19 protein-coding genes are annotated in these 23,938 nt (G+C 49.7%); 16 read left to right on the top strand and 3 right to left on the bottom strand.

What is annotated here, in order from left to right; genetic code table 11:
* Positions 1 to 4: 4 nt before the first annotated feature.
* The 3 genes from QFZ81_RS27740 to QFZ81_RS27730 all read left to right on the top strand — a co-directional run bounded on the left by QFZ81_RS27740 (position 5) and on the right by QFZ81_RS27730 (position 2,481).
* On the top strand, positions 5 to 1,237 hold the full coding sequence (locus QFZ81_RS27740) for a DUF1501 domain-containing protein (protein WP_307605469.1): 1,233 nt from the start codon (positions 5 to 7) through the stop codon (positions 1,235 to 1,237).
* 105 nt (positions 1,238 to 1,342) lie between these two features.
* Positions 1,343 to 1,861 (top strand): mismatch-specific DNA-glycosylase, encoded by a 519-nt coding sequence (locus tag QFZ81_RS27735; RefSeq protein WP_307607054.1) that lies wholly within the window; start codon positions 1,343 to 1,345, stop codon positions 1,859 to 1,861.
* The gene (locus QFZ81_RS27730; protein ID WP_307605468.1) at positions 1,861 to 2,481 is read left to right on the top strand and encodes an NUDIX hydrolase; all 621 of its coding nucleotides are present in this window, start codon (positions 1,861 to 1,863) and stop codon (positions 2,479 to 2,481) included. Before QFZ81_RS27735 ends, QFZ81_RS27730 begins: the two co-directional genes overlap by 1 nt.
* Positions 2,482 to 2,498: 17 nt before the next feature.
* Here the strand turns inward: QFZ81_RS27730 and QFZ81_RS27725 are convergent, their stop codons facing one another.
* The gene (locus tag QFZ81_RS27725) at positions 2,499 to 3,359 is read right to left on the bottom strand and encodes a DUF421 domain-containing protein (RefSeq protein ID WP_307605467.1); all 861 of its coding nucleotides are present in this window, start codon (positions 3,357 to 3,359) and stop codon (positions 2,499 to 2,501) included.
* Positions 3,360 to 3,474: 115 nt separating this feature from the next.
* On the bottom strand, positions 3,475 to 4,344 hold the full coding sequence (gene thpR / locus QFZ81_RS27720) for an RNA 2',3'-cyclic phosphodiesterase (RefSeq protein ID WP_307605466.1): 870 nt from the start codon (positions 4,342 to 4,344) through the stop codon (positions 3,475 to 3,477).
* Here thpR and serC point away from each other — a divergent pair.
* From serC to QFZ81_RS27690, 6 genes are all read left to right on the top strand, one after another.
* Positions 4,343 to 5,431 carry a 3-phosphoserine/phosphohydroxythreonine transaminase gene (serC, locus tag QFZ81_RS27715; RefSeq protein WP_307439397.1) on the top strand — a complete coding sequence of 363 codons (1,089 nt, stop codon included), beginning with the start codon at positions 4,343 to 4,345 and terminating at the stop codon, positions 5,429 to 5,431. The genes thpR and serC overlap by 2 nt on opposite strands.
* Positions 5,432 to 6,021: 590 nt before the next feature.
* The gene (nrdI, locus tag QFZ81_RS27710; RefSeq protein WP_047677314.1) at positions 6,022 to 6,381 is read left to right on the top strand and encodes a class Ib ribonucleoside-diphosphate reductase assembly flavoprotein NrdI; all 360 of its coding nucleotides are present in this window, start codon (positions 6,022 to 6,024) and stop codon (positions 6,379 to 6,381) included.
* Positions 6,368 to 8,452, top strand: coding sequence for a class 1b ribonucleoside-diphosphate reductase subunit alpha (gene nrdE, locus QFZ81_RS27705; protein WP_307439400.1), 2,085 nt, complete (start codon positions 6,368 to 6,370; stop codon positions 8,450 to 8,452). Before nrdI ends, nrdE begins: the two co-directional genes overlap by 14 nt.
* Positions 8,453 to 8,474: 22 nt before the next feature.
* Entirely contained in the window at positions 8,475 to 9,461 is a 987-nt protein-coding gene (nrdF, locus tag QFZ81_RS27700) for a class 1b ribonucleoside-diphosphate reductase subunit beta (protein WP_307439403.1), read from the top strand.
* A gap of 161 nt (positions 9,462 to 9,622) precedes the next feature.
* A complete protein-coding gene (locus tag QFZ81_RS27695) occupies positions 9,623 to 9,883 on the top strand; it encodes a hypothetical protein (protein ID WP_307439405.1) in 261 nt (86 codons plus the stop codon).
* A gap of 113 nt (positions 9,884 to 9,996) precedes the next feature.
* Positions 9,997 to 14,043: an FIMAH domain-containing protein gene (locus QFZ81_RS27690; protein ID WP_307605465.1), complete on the top strand. Its 4,047-nt coding sequence runs from the start codon at positions 9,997 to 9,999 to the stop codon at positions 14,041 to 14,043.
* A gap of 223 nt (positions 14,044 to 14,266) precedes the next feature.
* Here the strand turns inward: QFZ81_RS27690 and QFZ81_RS27685 are convergent, their stop codons facing one another.
* Positions 14,267 to 15,439, bottom strand: a complete 1,173-nt coding sequence (locus QFZ81_RS27685) for an ROK family transcriptional regulator (RefSeq protein WP_307605464.1) — start codon at positions 15,437 to 15,439, stop codon at positions 14,267 to 14,269.
* A 312-nt stretch (positions 15,440 to 15,751) separates the two neighbouring features.
* Between QFZ81_RS27685 and QFZ81_RS27680 the strand changes: the two genes are divergently transcribed.
* The 7 genes from QFZ81_RS27680 (at position 15,752) to QFZ81_RS27650 (ending at position 23,914) form a co-directional block, all read left to right on the top strand.
* On the top strand, positions 15,752 to 17,203 hold the full coding sequence (locus tag QFZ81_RS27680) for an extracellular solute-binding protein (RefSeq protein ID WP_307605463.1): 1,452 nt from the start codon (positions 15,752 to 15,754) through the stop codon (positions 17,201 to 17,203).
* Between the two features lie 62 nt (positions 17,204 to 17,265).
* The gene (locus QFZ81_RS27675; RefSeq protein ID WP_307439413.1) at positions 17,266 to 18,213 is read left to right on the top strand and encodes a carbohydrate ABC transporter permease; all 948 of its coding nucleotides are present in this window, start codon (positions 17,266 to 17,268) and stop codon (positions 18,211 to 18,213) included.
* Positions 18,214 to 18,245: 32 nt separating this feature from the next.
* Positions 18,246 to 19,082 (top strand): carbohydrate ABC transporter permease, encoded by an 837-nt coding sequence (locus QFZ81_RS27670; RefSeq protein ID WP_307605462.1) that lies wholly within the window; start codon positions 18,246 to 18,248, stop codon positions 19,080 to 19,082.
* 94 nt (positions 19,083 to 19,176) lie between these two features.
* Positions 19,177 to 20,157 (top strand): Gfo/Idh/MocA family protein, encoded by a 981-nt coding sequence (locus QFZ81_RS27665; RefSeq protein ID WP_307439417.1) that lies wholly within the window; start codon positions 19,177 to 19,179, stop codon positions 20,155 to 20,157.
* Positions 20,157 to 21,203, top strand: a complete 1,047-nt coding sequence (locus QFZ81_RS27660) for a Gfo/Idh/MocA family protein (RefSeq protein WP_307449430.1) — start codon at positions 20,157 to 20,159, stop codon at positions 21,201 to 21,203. Before QFZ81_RS27665 ends, QFZ81_RS27660 begins: the two co-directional genes overlap by 1 nt.
* Positions 21,204 to 21,338: 135 nt before the next feature.
* Entirely contained in the window at positions 21,339 to 22,448 is a 1,110-nt protein-coding gene (locus QFZ81_RS27655; RefSeq protein WP_307439419.1) for an SGNH/GDSL hydrolase family protein, read from the top strand.
* A 305-nt stretch (positions 22,449 to 22,753) separates the two neighbouring features.
* Complete coding sequence (locus tag QFZ81_RS27650; protein WP_307605461.1) at positions 22,754 to 23,914, top strand: ROK family transcriptional regulator; 1,161 nt, start codon at positions 22,754 to 22,756, stop codon at positions 23,912 to 23,914.
* Positions 23,915 to 23,938: the final 24 nt, after the last annotated feature.

The raw sequence follows: 23,938 nt of genomic DNA, 5'->3' as shown, positions 1-23,938 counted from the left end.
AAAAGTGAAATTATCGAGAAGGGATTTTCTGCTTAAGGGTACAGCTATGTTTGCGACTTTAGGCCTAGGCGGAGCTTTATTTACGGATACGGGAAAATCGATTTTGGCTGGCGGTTTTGATGATGATGTTGATGAACCTGTACTTATTGTTGTTCAGTTAAGTGGAGGGAATGATGGCATTAATACGCTAATTCCTTATGGACAAGGGATTTACTATGATGCGCGGCCGACTTTGGCTTACCAGCAGAAGGATGTGCTTGCATTAGATAATCAAGTAGGCTTGCATCCAAGTTTAGTTGGCCTCGCTGCACTTTATAAACTTGGGAAGATGGCTGTCGTACAGGGAGTTGGATATCCAGGACCCGATCACTCTCATTTCCGCTCTATGGAAATTTGGCAGACAGCCGAGCCAGCGAAGATGAGTCGGAGCGGTTGGCTTGCACGCTATGCAGAGTCTTCGTTGCGGGATAGCAGCAATCCGCTCAAAGCTATTCAGATTGGCGCAGGGGGTAAGGCTTTTGCTTCGGAGAAAATGAGCTTTCCCGTTATCCAATCTTTAGAAACGTATCATCTGATTGATCCGAAAACAGCGATGATGGACAAAAATCGGATCACCAACGCATTCTTGGAGATGTATGGTGTACAGAATCAGACGGAACAGTTGCGTGTCGTATCAGGCCGTGGATATGAGGCCTTCAAAAGTGTTGAAGCGATTCAAGCTTTAACGGCTACCTATGCGAATAAAGTGGAGTACCCGAAAACTAATTTTGCAAGGGATCTCCAGTTAGTATCCAAGCTGCTGGCCGGTAAATCTGGCACAAGAATATTCAATGTGCAGATCGGCGGTTTCGATGATCATGCCGATGAGAAGGTCCAACATGCGAAAGTGCTGACTCAGGTCGACGAGGGTCTGACAGCGTTCTATAAAGACTTGGAGGCGCAAGGACTGCAGGATCGTGTTGTGGTGATGATGTTTTCGGAGTTTGGGCGGAGGGTGAAGGAGAATGGAAGCGGCGGAACAGATCATGGAACGGCAGCTCCGATGTTTGTGATTGGAGGCAAGGTGAATGGCGGTCTCTATGGAGCATACCCGAGCCTGAGCAATTTGGACAATGGTGATTTGAAGTATGAGGTTGATTTCCGCTCCGTTTACAGCACGCTTATTGATAAATGGTTAAAAGGTGATACCACCGCTGTGCTGGGCAAGTCCTATGAGTCTTTTAAGTTTATACAATGAAAGCCGGGGCCATGTGCTTCGGCTTTTGGTTTTTAGTTGTTCATGGTAACCTATTGAAAAAGACAAAAAATTTGTTGTGCCTGTGGAGGTGTCTTAACGTTGAGCATAGAGCCCATTTCGGATCATCTTCAGGAGCATTTAAGGATACTTTTCGTAGGTTATAACCCTAGTATACGATCCGGAGAAACGGGTCATCATTATGCGAATCCGAACAATCGTTTTTATCGGATCCTTTTCCAAGCGGGATTAACACCTCGGCTGTATAAACCACAAGAGGATGGGGATTTGCTGAAGCTCGGGTATGGCTTTACGAATATTGTGGCTCGCCCTTCGTTAACGGCTGCAGAAATTACACCTGAGGAATACCGTGAAGGTCGACTTATTTTAAAGCAAAAGATTCAGGCCTTTCGACCTTGTGTTGTCTGTTTTGTAGGAAAAGGGGTATTTGAACAGTATAGCGGCCGTAGGGGGATGAGTTGGGGGAGTCAACAGGATCCGGTGGTTGAAGGTGTGATCGACTATGTATGTCCCTCTTCTAGTGGGCTTGTTCGGATGAAGCTTGAGGAGATGGTTGCTATTTATAGTGGAATTAAGACTTATATCGAAATGGAGTTGGGTTACTGATGAATATTCCATGGTTGGAATGGGCCAAAGAGATCCAGGCTATTAGTCAAGCCGGTCTTACTTACGGTGAGAATGGCTATGACTTGGAACGATATGAGGCGCTGCGTAAGATCAGCGTGGAGATGATGAGTTATTTCTCAGAGACACCGATCGATAAGGTGACGGCTTTGTTCGCCAATGACACGGGGTATCAGACGCCGAAAGTGGATATTCGGGCCGTCGTCCTGAGAGAGAACAAGCTGCTGCTTGTGAAGGAAAGAGCCGACGGTGCCTGGGCTTTGCCTGGAGGCTGGGCGGACATCGGCCTCACACCGTCGGAGGTCGCCGTCAAGGAGACCCACGAGGAGGCCGGCTATGACGTCAAGCCGGTGCGATTGCTGGCGGTCTTCGATAAGAAGCGCCACGCTCACCCCCCCTCGGCAAACCACGTGTACAAGATGTTCATCTTGTGCGAGTTGGTGGGCGGGGAAGCACTTGAAGCCGGTCTGGAAACGACCGGCGCCCAGTTCTTCGGCGAGAGCGAGCTGCCGCCGCTCTCGGTGGAGCGAAATACCGCTGAGCAACTGAAGCGGATGTTCGAGCTTGCCCGTGACCATACAGCGCAAACGCTGCTCGATTAGCAAAGTGCGACAAGCCTTTAACGCTTAAGTACGGGTTTCAATTGTGCGATGATTTCCTCCATTTGCTTCGAGCATTGTTCGTACATCTCTTTTGCAGCTTTATTTTTCGTAGTAAGCCCAAACAACATCAGATCGCCTTCGCACTTTTTTAATGTAGCAAATAGGGTTGCTTTTTCCTGTGGCACAGGTACCATAATCTTGTCGTCAAATAGATCTACATATAATTGGCCGTAAGAATCGACTTGACCTAGAAATACATTTTCAATCGTCACACCCAATTTATCTAGTTCAGTTTGCAGCCATCCCCGGCTAAAACCGATGGTAGCTAAGGCTTCATCCATGATTTCACCATCCATGATAATTGCTTGAGGCTCCTTCTCAGGTGCAACTTTGATGCCTAAATGGCTTGGAGTCAGGGGTTGGTTTTCACGAGTTAATAGTACATTAATTTCTCCGCTTGGTTCCATGATCGCAAATTCAACATCTGCCAATTTAAATGCGGATCTTTTTCGTAATTGCTCCATGAGCTCATCGGTGGTGAGACGTTCTTTCTTTAAATTATCTTCCAATACTTTACCATCTCTAATCAGCACGGTTCCTTTACTATCAATGAAATCCCGCATCTTTTTACTTTTTAGCTGCAAAAATTCAATGCCTAAAGAGCATGCAATCCAAACGCCTAAAGATATTAAACCTAGATACCAATTCGCCTCCAAATCCAACGATATGTATGCTGCAAGACTGCCAATCGTGATGCCGGTAATGTACTCGAAAAAGGAAAGTTGAGAAACTTGTCTTTTACCCAACATCTTTGTCATAAAGAAAAGTACGACAACTGCTAATAATGTGCGTAAAACAATTTCAAACCATTCGGGCATATCGGTTCCTCCTTTTTTATTAAATCTAATCCAATCGGTTCAATTGTTTGTAGAATTCTTGAAAGTTATACAAAAACAAGATATTAGTTCCAGTGTCGGTAATAATGTGAGGGAATTAAGTAGACGGTTCCTTAAAAGGGAACACGCCTAGCGCTTCGTACGCCGGCTGGCGGCCCAAGTGGCTGCGGTAGAGGACGATGTCCTCTACCTGCCACACGGGCCAGCCGCCGGAAGGCGCTCCCACCGCCGATAGGGCGGAGCGCTTGAAAGGCCCCGCCGCTGTGCGGTAGCGGCGGGCTAGTGTGAGGTGCGGCCGGTAGGCGCGAGCCTCGGCCGGGAAGCCGTGGCGGGCGCAGACGCCCGCGACCTCGCGCTGCAGCGCAGCCAGCGCGTCGAGGTCGCCGGTGAGGCCCGCCCAGAGGATCGACGGCGCCGCCGGAGGTCCGAACACGCCGAGGCCCTCGGCGTGCAGGGTCAGCGGCAGCGCAGCTGCTGCAAGCTGGCGCAGGTCGGCCGCCAGCGCTTCGGCTGTCTCGGCGGATGCGTCGCCGAGGAAGCTTAACGTGACGTGGACATCCTGCGGATGCGTCCACTTTTGGAAAGGCAGCACCTTTTGGATGCTGCCTTTCCAGGCGTCGAGCTCCCGCTGGACGTCTTGCGGGAGCTGAATGCCTACGAACAGCCGATACATCTCGGAGGCGTTTGTGGAACTTGAAGCGCTTGTGGAACTTAAAGCATTCGTGGAACTTGAGTTGCCTGAATTTGCAGAGTTTAAGCTGTTTGCGTTTGCTAAATTCGTAGCGTTTGTAGAACTTTCTCCTATCGTATCAACCAATGTCATAAGTAAATTAGGCTCCTTTTGTATCCAAATCTGTTCTCTTCTTCGTTCTTCTCCTAGCATTGCCAACTGAGGTTTTACTTGATGCATGAAGAGAATATTGCTATCATAGCGATAATACAAAAAAGCAAAGGTGTGGTCATTCATGGGAAATAGGGCCTATAACTTTAACGCAGGGCCTGCGGCATTACCGCTCGAAGTACTGCAGAAAGCACAAGAGGAGCTTGTCGAATTTAAAGGCATCGGCATGTCCATTATGGAAATTTCTCACCGCAGCGCGGAGTTCGAGCAAGTTCATAATGAAACGCAGCAATTGTTGAAACAAATTTTTAGCATCCCTGATGGGTACCAAGTGCAGTTTCTGCAAGGTGGTGCGAGCACACAATTCGCCATGATTCCGCTTAATTTTCTAAAGCCAGGTAAGGTAGGCAGCTATGTGCTTACAGGTGCATGGGCGGAGAAAGCTGTTCAGGAAGCAAGCTTGTTCGGAGAAGTTGCCATCGCAGCAAGCTCGAAAGAACAGAAATTCATGAAAATTCCGGACTTAAATGAAATCAATATTCATCCGGATTCCGCTTATCTGCATCTGACTTCGAACGAAACGATTGAAGGCGCTCAGTTCCAGAGCTTTCCGGATACAGGGAATGTGCCGTTAATTGGGGACATGTCCAGTGACATCTTGAGCCGTCCAGTAGATGTTTCGAAATTCGGCATGATCTATGCAGGAGCGCAAAAGAATCTAGGTCCTTCTGGTGTAACTGTGGTTATTGTTAAGGAAGATTTATTACAAGATCTGCCTAAAACGATTCCAACCATGCTTCGCTACGAAATCCATAGCAAAAACAATTCCCTGTACAATACACCACCAGTGTATTCAATCTACATGATGAACCTAGTATTGAAATGGATTCAGGAACAAGGTGGACTAGCTGTCATCCAGAAAAATAACCTTGAGAAATCAGGTCTAATTTATAGCGCAATCGACCAAAGCGGTGGTTTCTACCGTGGACCTGTTGATGCGGGCAGTCGTTCCGCGATGAACATCACGTTCCGGTTGCAGGATGAAGAGTTGGAGAAGAAGTTCATCAAGGAAACCGAGCAGAACGGATTTGTTGGGTTGAAGGGTCATCGCAGTGTAGGCGGTTTGAGAGCATCTTCGTATAATGCTGTTCCTTATGCATCATGCAAAGCGCTCGCTGAGTTCATGAGTGATTTCCAAAAACGCAACGGTTAAGAAATAAGGTTAAGCTATTCACGGCACCCTCGTGTGCGTGTGAATAGCTTTTTTTGTTTCTGAATAGGATTGTGGCATCTTCGCTATTAACGACCTTAGACGGACTCTGGGACGGCTTAATGAGCCTGTATTTGGAATGAGATGGATCTATATCTAGTGAGCTCAAAGCCCTAATCTAACTTTCGACAAATTCGAAAATTTCAAGTCAAAATTGAAAAAATATTTTCAAAGCCTTCCGAGCCACGTCCTGTCTAGGTTTACGTATTTTAATAGTCAAAATGAGCCATTTTACTCGTTGACAAACACAATATATTGATATAAATTTGAATCTATCAACTAGATATCGTAAAAAAAGCGATACACACAACTGCTAGAATTTGTGAAAAAATAGAATCAAATTCCGTGATAAACCGCGTGATTACCGCCTTTTTCCTAGGTTTCGTAGTCCTGAAATTCGCATATTTTGTCGAAAGAACAATGCGTATTCCATCTTAAAATGCACGGAATGATTCATTTGTTTACTACATATAGGGTTACTTACATAAGCGGTACTAGATAATGAATAAGAGAGTGTTAGGAGACGGAAGCCCATGCTTATTGCTTACGATTCGAAGACGGGAAATGTTCGCCGATTTATTGCTAAGCTCAAAATGCCAGCGATTCAAATTGAGGAAGCGATGAAGATGGACGAGCCCTTCGTGCTCGTTACCTATACAACCGGTTTTGGTCAAGTTCCTCCGAAGGTAGCTTCTTTCCTAGAAAGCAATGCCTCTCGTCTTATCGGAGTAGCAGCAAGTGGTAACCGCAACTGGGGAGACGGATTTGCCAAAAGCGCGGATACGATCTCACAGCAGTACGATGTGCCTGTGTTAACCAAATTTGAGTTATCCGGCACCAAAAATGACGTAGAACGATTTGTTCAGGGGGTACATGCAATTGCGGCACATTGAGCTGAATAATTTATTGATGCAACGCGGAGCGGATGGCTTTTTCCAACTAGAGAAGGATAAAGAAGCTGTTGAAGTTTTTATGACGGAAGTCCACAGTAAAAGCCTCACTTTCCCCGATACTTCCTCTAAAGTTCGTTATATGATCGATCATAACTATTACGAGAACGTTTATGAGAAATATACGCAAGATGAAGTTAACGATGTTTATCAAGTGGCCCACGATAATCAATTCGAGTTCGCCTCCTACATGGCAGCTTCGAAATTTTATACGGATTACGCTTTACGCAGTGATGACAAGTCCTTATACCTGGAACATTTCCCAGATCGCGTTGCTATTGTTGCTTTGTATTTGGGTCGTGGGAACGTAGAAACTGCACGTGTTCTTGCTGTTTCGATGATGGAACAACGCTTGCAACCAGCGACACCGACGTTCCTTAATGCAGGTAAGAGCCGCCGAGGCGAAATGGTATCCTGCTTCCTGCTGGAGATGGACGATTCTCTTAATTCTATTAACTACGTGCTAGCTACCTGCATGCAGCTTTCCAAAATTGGCGGTGGCGTAGCCGTTAACTTGTCCAAGCTTCGTGGACGCGGTGAATCCATCAAAGGTGTGGAACGTGCCGCAAAAGGAATTATGCCGGTACTTAAGCTTATGGAGGATGCGTTCTCCTATGCAGATCAAATGGGTCAGCGCAAGGGTTCAGGAGCTGCGTACTACAACATTTTCGGCTGGGACGTTATGGAGTTCCTAGATAGTAAGAAAATTAATGCGGATGAGAAATCTCGTCTGAAGACACTTTCCATCGGTCTCATTGTACCGAACAAGTTTTACAAGTTGGCTGAAGAGAACAAGCCGCTGCATGTATTTGCTCCTTACACGGTACTGCAAGCCTATGGTAAGCATTTGGACGATATCGATCTTGATGAGATGTACGATGAACTGCTGGCCAATCCGAAAGTGAAGAAGAAGGTTGTCATGAGTGCGCGTGACATGCTAGTTAAAATTGCGACTACCCAACTGGAATCCGGTTATCCATATATGATGAACCGTACGAATGCCAACAAGGATCATGCCTTGAAAGGTATCGGTACGATTAAAATGTCTAATCTCTGTACAGAGATTTTCCAACTGCAAGAAACTTCGGAAATCAACGATTACGGCCAAGATGACCTTATTCTTAGAGATATCAGCTGTAACCTAGCTTCCATGAACATTGCAAACGTAATGGATCGTAAGAAACTGCGCGAAACCGTTCACGAGGGCATGATTGCATTGACTTCTGTTAGTGATATGACGACGATCAGCAATGCGCCGGGGGTTGCCAAAGCAAACCGTGAGCTGCACTCCGTTGGTCTTGGTGTTATGAATCTGCATGGCTACCTGTCTAAGAACAAAATTAGCTATGAGAGTGATGAAGCCAAAGATTTCGTCCGCACGTTCTTCATGGCTATGAACTATTATTCGATTGAGCAAAGTATGGAAATTGCCAAATCGTCGGGGCAAACCTTTGAAGGTTTTGAGCAATCCGAATATGCGAATGGTGCCTATTTCAACCGGTACACGGAGACTGATTATCGTCCGCTTACGGATAAAGTGAAGTCCTTGTTTGAGGGAATGCCGATTCCATCACCGAGCGACTGGGCCAAGTTAAAAGAAGATGTAAAAACCAATGGTCTTTATCATGCTTACCGATTGGCCGTTGCTCCAACACAAAGTATTTCTTATATTCAAAATGCAACTTCGAGTGTCATGCCGATTGTTGAACCGATCGAAACTCGAACTTACGCGAACTCAACAACGTACTATCCGATGCCTTTCATGGCACGCGATAATTTCTTTTACTATAAATCTGCTTATCAAATGGATCAGTTTAAGATTCTTGATCTTATTGCTGAAATTCAAACACATGTGGATCAAGGGATTTCAACCATTTTACATGTAAATAGTGATGTTTCGACGAGGCAACTTGCTAAACTATACCTCTATGCAGCACACAAAGGACTTAAATCGCTCTACTACACGCGAACGAATCAGCTATCCGTTGAGGAATGCGTCAGCTGCTCGGTGTAATTTGGAAGGGGATTGAATATAAATGAGTACGGCCACTACCCTAAATAATGCCAGGAAAGCTGTGAACTGGAATCGTCCCGATGATGATTTTACGATCACTTTCTGGAATCAAAATATTATGCAGTTCTGGACAGATGAGGAAATCCCATTATCTGATGATAAAATGTCATGGATCACGTTAAGCGGTGCAGAACGTGAGCTTTACATGAAAGTCCTCGGAGGCCTTACGCTGCTCGATACCATGCAAGGCGGCGTCGGCATGCCGAAGATTCTTGAGCATGTCGATGGGCTCCAGCGTAAAGCGGTTCTAAGCTTCATGGGTATGATGGAACAAATACATGCGAAGTCCTACAGCAGTATTTTCACTACGTTGTCTACAACGGAAGAAATCAATGAGCTGTTCCTTTGGGTGGAACGAAATCCTTACTTGCAGTTCAAGGCAAACAAGATTTCGCATTTCTACGAAAACATTGGAACGCCTAAAGAGCTGTATTTGGCTATGGCAGCATCTGTCTTGCTGGAGAGCTACTTGTTCTATAGCGGCTTCTATTATCCGCTTTACTTGGCCGGACAGGGTAAAATGACGAGCAGTGGCGAAATTATCGATTTGATTTTACGCGATGAGAGTATTCATGGTCTGTATATCGGTGTATTGGCACAAGAGGTTTATGCGGAGTTAAGCCCTGCTGAGCAGGATGAGGCATACGCAACATTGTGTGCCTTGCTGAAGGAGCTTCATGCCAATGAGGAAAGCTATACAGAAAGTCTCTATGGGACTTTGGGCTTGGCCGAAGAAGTGAAAGCTTTCTTACGCTACAATGCGAATAAAGCGTTCATGAACCTTGGCGTAGACCCCATTTTCGAAGAAGAGGATATTAATCCGATTGTTCTTAACGGTCTGAGCACGAAGACGAAGCAGCATGACTTTTTCTCGAAAAAAGGGAATGGTTATGTCCGCACGATTCACGTTGAAGCGTTGACGGATGATGATTTCCTTTTTGGGGATTGAACATAAAGAAGGACCTGACGGTTATCGTCAGGTCCTTTGTTGACTAGAAGGCATGTGATTTTGGGTTAAGGGCTAAACGAAGCTTACCCCTTATTTAGCACTGGAGGGGTATGTTCATTGGGGTCAGGGTTTTTATTTATCTGTTTGAAAGGGGAGTTTATATGTATCCAATCATCGATCTTGTAGAGCATCAAACCATTACCACCGTACAAAAAGAAGAAGAACTAGAACTTGCTATAAAGAGTCAGGCCAATATTATTTTTCTGCTAATGGGCTCCATCTTCAATGAACTGGTGGATAAAATTTCTCCGCTATCAAAGTATGCTGCGGCTCTGCTTACACCCCTAAATTATAGCCCATCTCCATATCTCAAAAAAACCTTTATAAAAACAAAGAGGAAACGTGGCATTGATAGCGAATAATATTTATCGGTAATTAATAAATCTAATAGATTTATTAATTAAATACACGAATGGAGCTATTTCCTGTACTTCGAAATCATTGTGTAAATTGAAAACAAGGAGATGACTAACAAGTGAAAAAGAAACTGTTAACCCGCTGCTTCACCTACCTAATGGTCACACAGCTTGTCGCCGGCGCTCTGCTGCCTCTTAGCAGCCGTGCAGCTGCAGAAAGCGCAGACGCCATCGAAGCGGCAGCCGGACTTCCCCGCATGCTTATTACTGAAATTGTCCCCGACTCGGGTGGAGACGATGCGCTGGGAGAGGATCCCTTCGAGTACCTAGAGGTTTATAACAACAGTGACCAGTCGATTGACTTCAAGGACTACTCTATTTTATACAGGTACCCGGGAGAGCCCGGCAATGATTTGTTTTGGCGGCCTTACACCGATGAACAGATTATCATCAAGCCTAAGCAGACAATGGTTTTCTGGGCAGTTACGCCATCAGGGGAGCCCAAGACGGTGGCTGACTTTAATCAGCATTTTCATACCTCGCTCGTTGAAAATAATGACATAGTCCGGATTCCCGGGGGTCTTAACAATCTGAGGGAAAGAACCATCGTGGTGGCGACTAATACGGGAACAGACATTGTACGCGCCAGCTATAATCCGGGCGTGATCGATACGGCGGCGGATCTGAGTGTCGAGTACGGTGTTATGGACGACGGCAGTCTCGATATGAAGAAACTCAGCTCCAAGACGGTGCCGGCCTCCCCGGGAACCTTCAACTCGGCTAACGTACCCGCGGAGCCTATCCGCACTGTGAACGACCCTGTTCCGCCGTCGGTAAATGATCTTACGGATCTCTCCGGCATTGACCTGATCAAGCCGATTGAGCTGATGGCCGAAGCGGCAGATGATCGTCTGCTTGCGTCCGTTAATCTATACTATAAATCCAACAAGACAACGAATTATAAAATGGTAACCTTGCCGCGCGGCGCCGACGGACGCTTCCGCTATTCATTGGAGATGATGGAATGGTTCGGGAGCCCGACGCTCGACTACTATTTCCAAGCATCCGATACCTTCAACGAAACGTCTCCGGCTCCGAGAACGCTTAGCCTGGCAGGGAATGAGATAAGCCCTGCGCTGAACGTTCGTGAAAGCGATATTCTGTCAGGTGAGCGGGTTCTGATCGGTTCGTCTGCCACCGAAGGGTCCATGTCGCTGTCGATCGACGGCCAGCCGGTCAGTCCGACGGAACATGCTCTCGAGAAAACGGCCTATTTCGTATTTGAAGCGGACGACATAGACAAAGGGCAGAACGTGACCACCATGGGCACTGAGACGCTCCACTTGATTCCGTTCAGCACTCAGGACTACAAAACTATGGTAGTACCGGTAAGGCCCGATTTGTTCAAGTACGGTCAAGCGAATCCGATTGCCCTGCGTGCGGGTTCAGCAACCCGGCCTTATTATGAGAACCAGCCGGAGCCCGGCCTGGATGATTTCAATATCCGCAATGTCCGGCTTGTTTTGGCGGACGGTACGGTCATCCGCGACCCGAAATATGCGAATCCGGCAACCATACTCGACATGGGAGATAACGGACGCTTCCTTCCGGTAGTGTACTTCAATTTCACGATTCCCGCGCGTTATTGGGACGGGATCTCTTACCGATGGAATACCGCAGCAGCCATTGACGGACCTCATTGGGTCGAAGTGTCGCTGCCTGACGGCAGCAAGGACACAGCGAGCGTGATGGTAGACAATCAGGGTCCGGTTGTAACTGCGAATATTACGGAAGGCAGTACTTACAAAGGGGCTTTTGATATACAAGCTTCCGCATCGGATGCGGCTTCCTCTGTCAAATCCTTCGAGGTGAAACTGGATGGCAAGCTCATTGAGGTTCCGTATTCCACCTCCTCTGCGGCTCTCACTCCGGGGGAGCATAATCTTGTACTTAAGGCTGTAGACGCCGGGGGCAAATCGACGGAGAAAACGATCAAGTTCATAACTCCTGCAGAGCTTCCGGGTAAGCCGCTCCTAGCGGCGCCGGCGGACGGTGCACAGGATACGGACACGAACGTGAGCCTGCAGGTATCGGTTTCCGATCCGACCGGCGACCCGCTGAACGTGAAGTTCTTTAAAGGGCAAACGATCACCGCCGCGGATGCGGGAGTGATTGCTTATAAGCATGCGGCTGATGTGGAGCCCCCTCTGACCTTGACGAGTCCGGGAGAAACGCAGCTGACCACCGAAGAACAAACAGCGGCCGGAGCCTCCGATGACCGTTACGTTACTACGGACTCGACTGAACAGTTTCCTTATCAGCGCTTTGAAGTAGAGGTGGGGGCGGAAACAGACGCCGGCGACCGTCTCGAGCTTAGCTGGGAAGGGCATTCGCTCAAGGGCCGTAAAATAAGTTTGTACGCGTGGAATCATATTACCGTGAAATGGGACTCTCTGGCGTCCACGGTGGCGGATTCGGAGGTAGATTTTACCCTCTCTGCGGTGGTGGACGGCGGCAATTATGCAAGAAGCGGTAAAGTCCAAGTCCTGATTCAGGACGAGATTCCGCGCCGTGAGCAGTACGATTTTACCATTGCCTCAATACCGGACACACAAATATACGCGGAAATTCAGCCGGAGTATTTTGAGTCCCAAGTCAATTTCCTGCGCGATGCCAAAGAATTGATGAATATTCAATATGCGATGCAAGTGGGGGACATTGTAAACTCCGCAGGTATCAAAGGACAGTGGGAACGTGTGGATAAGTTCATGAAGGTGGTGGAAGATGCGCAAATTCCTTGGGGCGTAGTCGCGGGCAACCATGACGTATTCGACGGAGGAGCGACGTCAGTACCGGATTACTCGGAATTCTCGAAGTATTTCGGAGAGAATCGCTTTAAGGATAAGCCTTACTACGGAGAGTCGTACAAAGATAACAAAGGTCACTATGATCTAATCTCGGCGAGTGGCAACGATTTTATTTTCGTCTATATGGGCTGGGGCTTTAATGATGAGGATATGGGATGGATGAACAACGTTCTGGAGCAGTATCCGGACCGTAAAGCGGTCATTGTGGTTCATGAATATTTGCAAAATAACGCAGCGAGATCCGCAACCGGCAACCAGATTTACCAGAAGGTGGTAGTGCCGAATCCTAACGTATGGATGGTCATGAGCGGTCATTTCACCGGAAGTGCGCTGCGTACCGACCAGCTTGACGATAACAAGGACGGACAGCCGGATCGCAAAGTGTACCAGATTCTTAACGATTACCAGGGCATTCCGAACGGTGGAAGTGGATATTTGAAGCTTCTGCATTTTGATACGGAGACGGATACCGTCTATGTTAATACGTATTCGCCGTATTTGGACGATTACAATTATTACGATCCGACCAAGGACGAATTTAAGCTTTCGCTGGACCTGAAGCCAATGCTAAAAAGAGTAGCAACCGACGCGATGACGGTAAAAGTGTACGCTGACGACGCGATCGGATCGGCGCAAGCGGCCAGCGGTTCCACAGCCATGGTCAACTGGAACGGCCTGAAAGGCAGCACGAATTACGAATGGTACGCACTGGCGGAGGACAGCTTCGGCGGAAGGACTTACTCGGATATTTGGTCTTTCCGCACCCGCCTTACCGTTGAAGCCCCGCAAGGTGTGAAGGCGGCAAACGTGACTGCGGGTTCGGCGCAGTTGAGCTGGTCCCCGATAACAGCATCCGACGGAAGCAGCGTGACCTACCAGGTGTACGACAGTCATGGGGCCGTATCTACGGTAACCGGTACGGTGTACAATTTGACGGGAGTGGAGCCGGACACGGCGTATACGTTCCAGGTAAAGGCCGTACACTCTTCGGGTGCGGAATCTATGCTCAGCGATCCGGTAAATTTTAAGACAACGATCGACTTGCCTGCTCTGCAGAACGGCTTGCAGCGCTTTATTGCCTCCGGCAAGGTTACCCATCCGCTGGCCAAACAGCTGGAAAATGCGCTAAGCCAGGCTGACAAACATATGCAGATGGGACAGCGGGATCAGGCAGCCACGAAGATCGAGGACTTTATGAAGCACCTCTCTAATAAAGCACATCAAGAATTGGCGGCAGCGGACGTCCGGCAGTGGCTGAATGATAAAGCTGAGGCCCTGCTTCGCGTCTGGGTCAGATAACCTGCCTGCAAGGCGCAAAGTAACAAAGAAACCCCTGGAAGATTGCTTCCAGGGGTTTCTTTGTTACTTTCTTCAAGTGGTGGAGCAACCGCGAGAAAAGCCTCTTTTCGGTCTTATGTGAGCGCTCCATTCAGCACAGTGTAATCTGGGGACCCGCGCAGGTGCTGTGCCAGATAAACGCCCAGCCCGCCAGGCAGTCCATTTCGGCCCAATGGCCGCTGGTTTACAGCGACAAGCTGTCGAGTGGGATCTTGAACACGCTCTGCAGGACAAGCCCGACGGCAAGCGCAGTCTCGTCTTCCACGTCTGTGAGATGGAGGAATTCCACGTTCCGGCACGTTTGAGGCACTTGGGCCATCACTCGCGCTTTAAGCTCGTCGACGAACGAGTCCCCCCACACCGGCAGCATGAACCCGGTGAGCAAAACCCGGTCCGGGTTGAGCAGGGTGACGATATTGGCAACGGCGTAAACAATCGCCGACCTGACCATCTCGCAAAGCTGAACGGTTTCGGGGTCTCCGGCGCGGATAGCTTCGCTGAACTGCTCCACACTCCTGCCGAGCGTCCGCAGCAAGCCCCTTGAGGATGCCAGAGTGGTTAGACATCCTCTGCCGCCGCAGTAGCACTCATAATCGTAGGGCGGCATAAACGCCTTATAGTGGCCTACCTCGCCTGCTACGAAGGAGGAGCCGGTGACCAGCAGCTTCTCTACGACGATGGCGCCCCCGATGCCTCTGGCTAATTTAAGCGTCACATTGCTTTTGGAGGAGATTAGACTTCCGCCCATATTTTCGTTGAGCGCAAGTAGATTGGTGTCATTCTCCAGAAAGACGGGCAGCCCGTACTCGTCCTCGAGCAGCTTCGCTAGCGGTATCCGCTTCCAGCCGAGCCCCGGCGAACGAAGCAGAATGCCTTCGGAAGAGTCAACGAGTCCATGGACGCTGAAGCCGATTCCCTTCAGGGAGGTAGGGTCAGGGGTCTGGCCCATGAGTTTGTCGATCACGCTGCGGATCACCCGGAGCAAGTCCTCTTCGGTCTCGTAACGGTCTGCCTTCACTTCAGCTTCCGCCAAGCGGACGTGCTGAAAATTATATACCGCTCCCCGTGCCGATGTGCCTGACAATTCAATGCCGATTGCACTAAATCGAGAACCGTTAAGCAGCAGGGGAACACGCTTACGGCCGCTGCCGCTCTCAAGTGATTGCGGTACGCCTTCGACGATCACTTGATCCTCGAGAAGCCGATTGACGATGTTGGTGACGGTTTGCTGACTAAGTCCGGTTTTTCCAGCTAGCTCTACACGGGAGATCGGATATTCCGAATAGATCAGATGCAGCACCTTCTGCTGATTTATGGATTTAAGCAGCGTATGGCTTGCATGTTTCAATGTGGACATAAGTCGACCTCTTCCTTGAACTGAACACGTTTATTCTCTTAGTAGAAATTAGTTTACCACGCAGGTCATTACTGGGTAAAGGCAGGGATTTTTGTCGAAAGATTTATATTGTATCTAAAAGAAAAAACAGGTAGGATAATAATAAATAAAATTGATTTATTAATTGAGTGTAATTTGTAAACGTGTTCATACCACGTGAATCAGCGATTTTTAACAGATCTCTTACATAACGATAATCATCGCCAAACAATTATCCTCTATCCTTAAACTTAATAAATCAATTTTTTTTATAAATTAGAAGGGGGTTTCCGTATGAAAATCAAATTTGGAAAGCTTACGGCTTTTAGCCTGGCTGTTGCCATGTCGGCTTCGCTGCTTGCAGGGTGTACGGGAAAAACGGAACAACCTTCCGCAAGTCAGCCTCAGAATCAGACTAAAGAGGAAGTCTACGAAAATGGGCTGCCGAAGACAGAAAAAGTGACGCTGAAGGTTGGTTTCTTCATGGGAGGCTACGGAAGGGAATGGTTCGATTATGCCGTGAAGTCCTTCCAGGCTAAATACCCGAACGTATCCTTCGACGTTACCGGATCGGCGGACATGAAGAACATGATTCAAACAAAAATTTCCGCAAGCAACGACAATGACATGTTCGACATTTTCAACACAACGCCGCCGTCCGGAGCACAGGGTATCATTTCCCTTGCTGAAGCCGGTAAGCTCGAGCCTTTCAATGATATGTTCGACAAAAAGCTTCCGGACGTACCAGGCAAAGCAATAAAGGAGCTCATGATGCCGGGCCTCGCCGAATCGTTCACCAAGGTGAACGGAAAGGTATACGAGTTTGCGACCTCGAGCTCCTACGGCGGATTATTCTACAATAAGAGCCTGTTCGAGCAGAAGGGCTGGAACCAGAATCCGAAGACATGGGCCGAGTTTAACGACCTGCTTGCCAAAATTAAGGCGGACGGCTTGGCTCCAATTACTTTCCCTGGAATTTACCCTAGTTACTATGACTGGGCCTTCGGACCGGCGAAGCTGTTTGAGCTGGCCGATATCAAAGGAAAAGCCGATAAGGTGATCGAAAATTATAAAACGTACAACGGTCCTCAATTTACGAGCGAGGAAAGCTTGGAACATTGGAACCGACTGTATGAGCTGGGCAAGAAGGGGTACTTCCCGGAAGGACTGCCGGCCTTAACGCATACCCAGTCCCAGATGCAGGTGATTCAAGGCCAAGCCGCAATGGTTTCCACAGGAAGCCACGTGGAGAACGAAATGAAGAAGACCACGCCGGAAGACTTCAAGTGGGGCTTTATGGCGGTGCCGTTCAGGGATAAGGCGGAGCAGAAGCTTTGGATCCGAAGCGGAATCACTAACTTCCAATACATGTGGGCGGGCAAGCCGGATCTAAACAAGAAGTGGTCCAAGGAATTCATTCTTTGGCTGATGACGCTGGATAACCAACAGTTTGCCGCAGAAAAGGCGGGCGCTCTCCCGATGAGAAAAGATTTGATTGACGATGCGAGTAAAGTCGTTAAGCTGTCCACCTCTGCGCAGGCGATTCTAAAGTATATTAAGGATAACGATGCCCGTTCGTATAAGCCGCACAGAACCGTCAGCATCTCCGATCCGAACCTGGCCAAAGCCAATAAGATGGTGGAAGAAGCCACGGTGAAGATCGTATTAGGCAAGCAGGATCCGAAGCCGATTCTCGAAGAAGCGGACGCTTTGCTCAAGAAAGCGGTAGAATCTCAGAAGAAATAAGTTCATAGGCGGGGAGGGATTCTCTCCCCTTTTCCATTTCCCTTTATAGGAGTTGACTTCCTTTGTCCGAACCCACTGTACTGAAAGTTAAACCCGCTTCCTCCGGCAGCATGGGACTGGATAAAGCGCGGACGCAGAAGTGGATTTTTCTAATCCTGGCCGTCGTGCCGCCGTTTGGTGGCTATATGCTGTTTACGCTGCTTCCGAATGTTTTATCCGTTTACTATGCGTTATTGGATTGGGACGGGCTAACGGATTCCAAGTTTGTAGGGCTCAGCAACTTTGTTACCGCGATTCAGGACGAGTATGTATGGCGGGCACTTAAGCACAACCTTATTTTTATGGCAACGGTACCGGCGCTTGTCGTACTCATTTCCTTAGTGCTCGCGTATCTGGTCACATACAAGACTTATGTGGAAAATGAGTTCCTGAAAATCTTGTTTTTTTTTCCGAACGTCTTATCCATTGTTGTCGTTGCTTTATTATGGGCATTCATATATGACGGCACGTACGGCCTACTTAACAGCGGTTTGAAGCTGATTGGGATCGACATGAACCATTTTTATTGGCTGGGCAGCGATGGTACGGCATTGTGGGCGCTGATTCCTCCGTGGGTTTGGGGTGGCGTAGGGCTCTATGTCATCATTTTCGTAAATGCGATGTCGGCAATTCCCAAGTCGCTGTATGAATCGGCTATTATCGAAGGCGCAGGACATATGACGCGGTTATTCAAGATTACGCTGCCGCTCATTCTGCCCGTCGTCCGGGTCAGTGCGCTGTTCCTCGTGATCAGCACGCTCAAGACGTTCGAGCTTATTCTGATTATGACTAACGGCGGCCCGTCCGGCTCCACGGATGTAATCGGTCTCTATATGTTCAACCTTGCTTTCGGTAAAGAGTACATCAACTACGGTTACGCTTCCGCTGTCGGAATGATTCTCTTCGTCATCTTGATCACGGCCAAACTGCTGATGGATAAGTTTCTGCCAAACCGAAGCGTAGAGTATTAGAGCCTACTTTTTTATGCGGGGAGAAGATGAAATTGAAGGAAAAAATGACGTTTATGGATGTCTTGTGGCGTCTGGTGCTGTATGTTTGGGCTTTGTCGATACTGTTTCCGCTGGCGTGGGTGTTCTATGAGTCTCTGAAATCCAATCCGGAATTTTTCAAGGATATCTGGAGCCTTCCGAAAAAGATGCAGTGGTCCAATTTCACTACCGCCTGGACGGAGTACGGCTTCGGCCGTTCGCTCCTAAATACGCTTTATTATGTTGGCGGAAGCCTTGTACTCAGCTTGTTCTTTACTACGCTTAACGCTTATGCGTTGACCCGGGTGGAATTTAAGGGACGGCAGTTGATCTGGGGCCTCATCATGCTTTCCTTGTTCCTGCCGGGGATTAACGCCCTAGTGCCGCAATACGTGATCATGAGGGAGCTTCATTTGACGAACAGCTTAACGGGGTTAGTCTTATTGTCCTCCCTGGGAGAAAGTGTGTTCTATTTGATGCTACTCGGAGGCTTTATGAAGTCGCTTCCCAAGGATTTGGAGGAAAGTGCGTATATGGACGGCGCTTCGATCTTCCAGGTGTTCTGGCGGGTGATCGTTCCCCTGTCCACTCCGGGGATTGTTACGGTTGCGATTTTTAAATTCCTGGGCTTCTATAACAATTTTATGGGGCCGTTCATCTATTTGAGCGATCCCAAGAAATATACGATTGCGGTGCAGATGTACCAAGCCAACAAAATGATGGAGTTTACAGCGGACTGGGTTACGTTGTTTGCAGGGGTGACAATTGCGATGGTGCCTTCGGTCATTATGTTCATGCTGTTCCAGCGGATGATTATGCAGGGCGCCACTTTAGGTGCGGTTAAGGGTTAATCTAGAATCATGAACCGGTGCATCCACGTTCTGCCGGTACATGTATTTGTGATTCAACAGGTTAAAAGCTGTTTTGCAAAAAGGAGAATGCTGCATGAAGATTGCTGTAATCGGCTGCGGTACTATGGGCCGTACCCATGGGGCCGAATGGATTAGAATGCCCGGTATTGAGCTTGTCGGTGTGTGTGATATGCAGGAAGAAGCCGCCCTTGCTCTTGCTGGGAATTTGGAGACAAAGGCTTATTTCAATTTCGATCAAATGGTATCGGAGGCGGGGCCGGATGTTGTAGACGTCTGCCTGCCTACTCATATGCATAAGGAATTTGTTCTCAGGACTGCCCGTCACGGGAAGCATATCATTTGCGAGAAGCCCATCGGATTGTCGCCCGAGGAAGCGGATGAAATGGCCGCTGTCAGCGATCAGCACGGAGTACGGCTGTTTATCGGGCATGTGGTACGCTTCTTCCCAAGCTATACCGATATTCGCCGCAAAGCTGCGGAAGGAGTCGTCGGGAAGCCAGGAGTGCTGCATACAAGACGAATGGGCGGCAATCCGGGTATTGCCAAGACTTGGTACGCCAATAGTGACATCAGCGGGGGTGTGATCCTCGACCTAATGATTCACGATATTGATTTTGCACAAAGCATCTTCGGGAAGGCTGTATCCGTGTATGCAATGAACCGCAGGCACGAGGATCTCGACTATGCTCTGGCTACCCTGCGTTTCGAAAATGGCGGGATTGCGCATCTCGAGGGCTATTGGGGATTTCCGGGCCCTTTTACGACGAGTGTGGAATTGGCGGGCAGCGGAGGTGTCATCCGCTTTAACAGTGAGGATGCCGTTTCACTCAAGAAGTTCAAGGCAAATAGGGATTTATCGGATACCCCGGATGTTGCGATTCCCAAAAGCCCTTTTATGCATAATCCGTATTACCTGGAGCTGGCTCATTTCGTGGAATGCCTACGGACCGGCGCCGAGCCGGACATAACGATCGCTGACGCCAGGAGTGCGCTGCAGACGGGCCTTGCCGCGATTGAATCTGCCGCATCAGGACGTCCGGTACGTATACAGTGATGGAGAGGAAGGGGAGAGAAGCAGTGTCTGAGTTAACGAATGTTGTAAGGATAGGAATGATCAGCTTCGCCCATGGCCATGCTGCCGGCTTCTATCGCCAGCTCCGGAGACTACCGGGAGTGAAGGTAACGGGCATAGCGGATGAGAACCGTGCCCGGGTGGAGCCGTATTTGCAGGAGGATGCCGAAATCCGTTATTTTGCGGATTACCGTGAGCTGCTGAGCAGCGGCTGTGATGCGGTGGTCATCTGCTCGGAGAACGTTCATCATGCCGAGCTCACGATTTCCGCAGCGGAGGCGGGAAAGCATGTGCTGTGCGAGAAGCCGCTCGGCTTGAACGTGGAGGAAATGAAACAGATGGTAGCTGCCTGCGAGAAGAACGGAGTCCGGCTAATGACGGCGTTTCCCTGCCGCTTCCTCCCTGCAATTGTGCAGGCTAAGGCAGCGATCGACAGGGGCGAGATCGGTGAGGTCGTTGCAGTGAAAGGCACGAACCGGGGCACCATGCCGGGAGGCTGGTTCATTGATCCTGCGCTATCTGGCGGAGGCGCCCTACTGGACCATTCCGTACATGTCATGGATCTGCTCAACTGGATGCTGGGCAGTCCTGTAACGGAGGTGTACGCTGAAGTTGCGACCCTGTTTCATGAGATTCCGGTGGATGACGCCGGAATACTGCACGTGAAGTTCGCGAACGGAGCTTTTGCTTCGATCGATACCAGCTGGTCGCGCACGAAGTCTTTCCCTTACTGGGGCGATGTTACGATGGAGATTGTAGGAACGAACGGTCTGCTTTCCGTCAATGCCTTCGGCCAGAAGAGCGAGGTCTACAGCGACGAGAGTATGAAAGCCCAGTGGAGCCACTGGGGAGACGATATGAACCGAAGTCTGGTGCAGGCTTTCATCGATGCGATAAGAAGCAACCGGGAAGTACCGATTACCGGCATGGACGGCCTTCGGTCGGCTGCTGTCGCTGCAGCGGCTTACGAATCGGTTCGCCGGGGCGAGCCGGTTAATTTGGATGAAAGCGGACGCGTGAAGGCTTAGCGGGAAGTAAGCTGGCACAGGAATCATTTTAGCGGAAATTATTGGATTTAGTGGGTAAGCGGGTTAAGTAGGCTAGGCGGTTGAGCGATAAATGGATAAGAATGTTGATTCATTTTGCATGGAGGTGGGCGGTTTATGGCCGAGAATAATCAACCGACAGGGAATGCCCTTCAGTTGGATAAGCATATGAAAGTGGAGACTGGCGGAGTTGTCGGGAAAGAGTGGCACAGTCCCCTAGAGAGTCCGTTCCGCGTTTCCGGCCTTGCCTGGTGGGACTTGGAGTACCAGTACCGCCGCCTTCCGGTGAATCCGAACGAGGAGATCCCGTCCGCAGTGGATGACCTGGCTAACTGCACTGCGGGCGGACAGATCCGCTTTCAGACGGACTCGCCGTCGGTGGCGGTTCGGATGCGATTGAAAGCCAAGACCGGCATGTATCATATGCCGGCTACGGGTGAAGGCGGAGTCGATGCTTACATAGGCGAAGCCGGTGCCCTGCTGTATGCCGGGACGGCCAGGTTTCTGCCGTCGCAGCAGGAGTACGAGAGCGAACTGTTTGCAGGAGAGAGCGGCGGTCTGCGCCAGTTCACCCTGAATCTCCCCTTGTATCAAGGGGTAGAGGCAGTCTGGATCGGTTTGGAGCCGGGTGCGCGGATTCTTCCCCCTAAGGCTTATGAATCGGAGAAGCGGATTGTCCTGTACGGCACCTCGATCGGGCAGGGAGGCTGCGCTTCCCGCCCGGGAATGGCGTACACGAATATTCTTAGCCGAAGGATCAATTACGAGTTTATTAATCTCGGCTTCTCCGGCAACGGCAAGGGCGAGCCTGAGCTGGCCCGCCTCATTTCTCAGATCGAAGACCCAGCGCTGCTCGTCCTTGATTATGAAGGCAACTGTGGCAGCACCGAGAGCTACCGGCAGACGCTGCCGGAGTTTATCCGCATTCTGCGGGAAGCTCACCCGGCGGCACCGGTGCTCGTCATATCGCGGATCCCGTACGGGCTGGAGCCGCTGAAGCCCGAGCTGCTGCGCAGTCGGCTGGAACGACTGACGTTCCAGCGGGAGCATGTTCAGCAGCTGCAGGAACAGGGAGACCGCCGTCTGTTCTTCTTCGACGGCTCAACACTGCTCGGCGCAGATCCGGCTGAAGCGACCGTGGACGGTGTCCACCCGACGGACATGGGCTTCCTGCGTATGGCCGACGGTCTGGAGCCGGTGCTGCGGGGAATCCTGGCGGATTCATAGAAGAGTTGCACCATCGATACAAAGTCAGGTGCTCCATGCGGTAATGCCCCGGGCGGAGTGGGCGAAAGATCGTTAGGACGTAAAATCCGGCGTAGCGACCAAGTAAAACGCTGCATGTGGGCTCCATTATCGAGTAACATGGCAGCCCGAAATCACGAAGCTTCTTCGCCAAGAGGTTTATACGTTCGCCATTCGTACGGCAGGTATCTAGCTGCAGGAGCTGGCGCTTTATTCGTGCGTATCATGGTTAGCCTCTTAAATTGTGTATACACCCCGGAACGCCAAAAGGAGTGGTGAAAAAGCGAATGACTAGAGTAACCAGCCAGCAACTGCTCAAATCGATTAATCAGCAGAAGGTGCTGCACCTGGTCTTTGCCGAAGGACCGATATCGCGCGTGGAGTTGGCAGACAAAACGGGGCTGACCCAGCAAACCGTGACGAATATCGTCAACCGGCTGTTGCTGGAGGATATCGTCATCGAGGGTACACCCGGCGCAAGCAGCGGAGGCCGCAAGCCGGTTCCGCTGACGATCAATGTCGCCAACATGTTCGCCATCGGCATCGAACTCGCGGGGAAATATGTCCAGGGGGCTTTGCACAATTTTCGCTACGATCTGGTCGGCGAAGCCAGGCGCCCGGTCGACCGGTATGTGAATGAAGACCATATTCTCGCCACCGTGTGCGAGGTTATCGATGAGCTCCTGCAGCTAGCGCCGGAACGGAGCCGGATCAAGGGGATCGGCCTGAGCATTCAGGGGCTGGTGGATTCCAAACACGGAATCGCACTGCGGCTGCCTGGTTTTGGGTGGGGCCGGTTTCCTTTGCAGGATCGGCTAGAGAATAAGTACGATATGCCCTTCTACCTGGAAAACGACGTTAATTTATTGGCGATCAATGAAAACATGCACGGCAGCTTTAGAGGCTCGTCGAACAATATAACGCTGAAATTCGATTACGGCATAGGCGGAGCGATCGTAGCCGATCATCAGTTGGTGACTGGATCCACGTTCGTAGCCGGGGAATTCGGGCATTACAAGGCATTCACGGGCGCGAACGTTTACCGCTGCCACTGCGGGGGAACCGGCTGCCTGACTACGCTTGCATCTACAAGCGGACTGGCAATGAATGCCGGATTGACGCTGGATGAGTTCGCCGAAGGCGTTCGCACCGGCGAGCCGCGGATGGAAGAACTATACGAAACCGTTGTGACAGCGCTCTGCTTGGCCGTAAGCAACGTGGTGACGTTCCTTAATCCCGATCAGGTGCTGATGACGGGCAAGCTGCTGGAGACGTTAGCTGATTTGCTGATCCCGGCCATGGACGAGCGGATTATGGCGAACGTGCCGGAAACGTGCCGTGGGGTGCGGCTGAATTACATGCGGCAGACACCGGACGAATCGGCTTTGGCCGCGGGCTTGGTGTTGAAGCGCGTATTTGAGGTGCCTGTCGACAGCCTGTCGCTATAATCGGAAGGAGTACACGGAGGAGAA

The organism is Paenibacillus sp. V4I9 (assembly GCF_030817295.1).
Classification (GTDB): domain Bacteria; phylum Bacillota; class Bacilli; order Paenibacillales; family NBRC-103111; genus Paenibacillus_E.
Note: the sequence above shows the minus strand (reverse complement) of the source record. Positions and strands in the feature narration are given on the sequence as shown.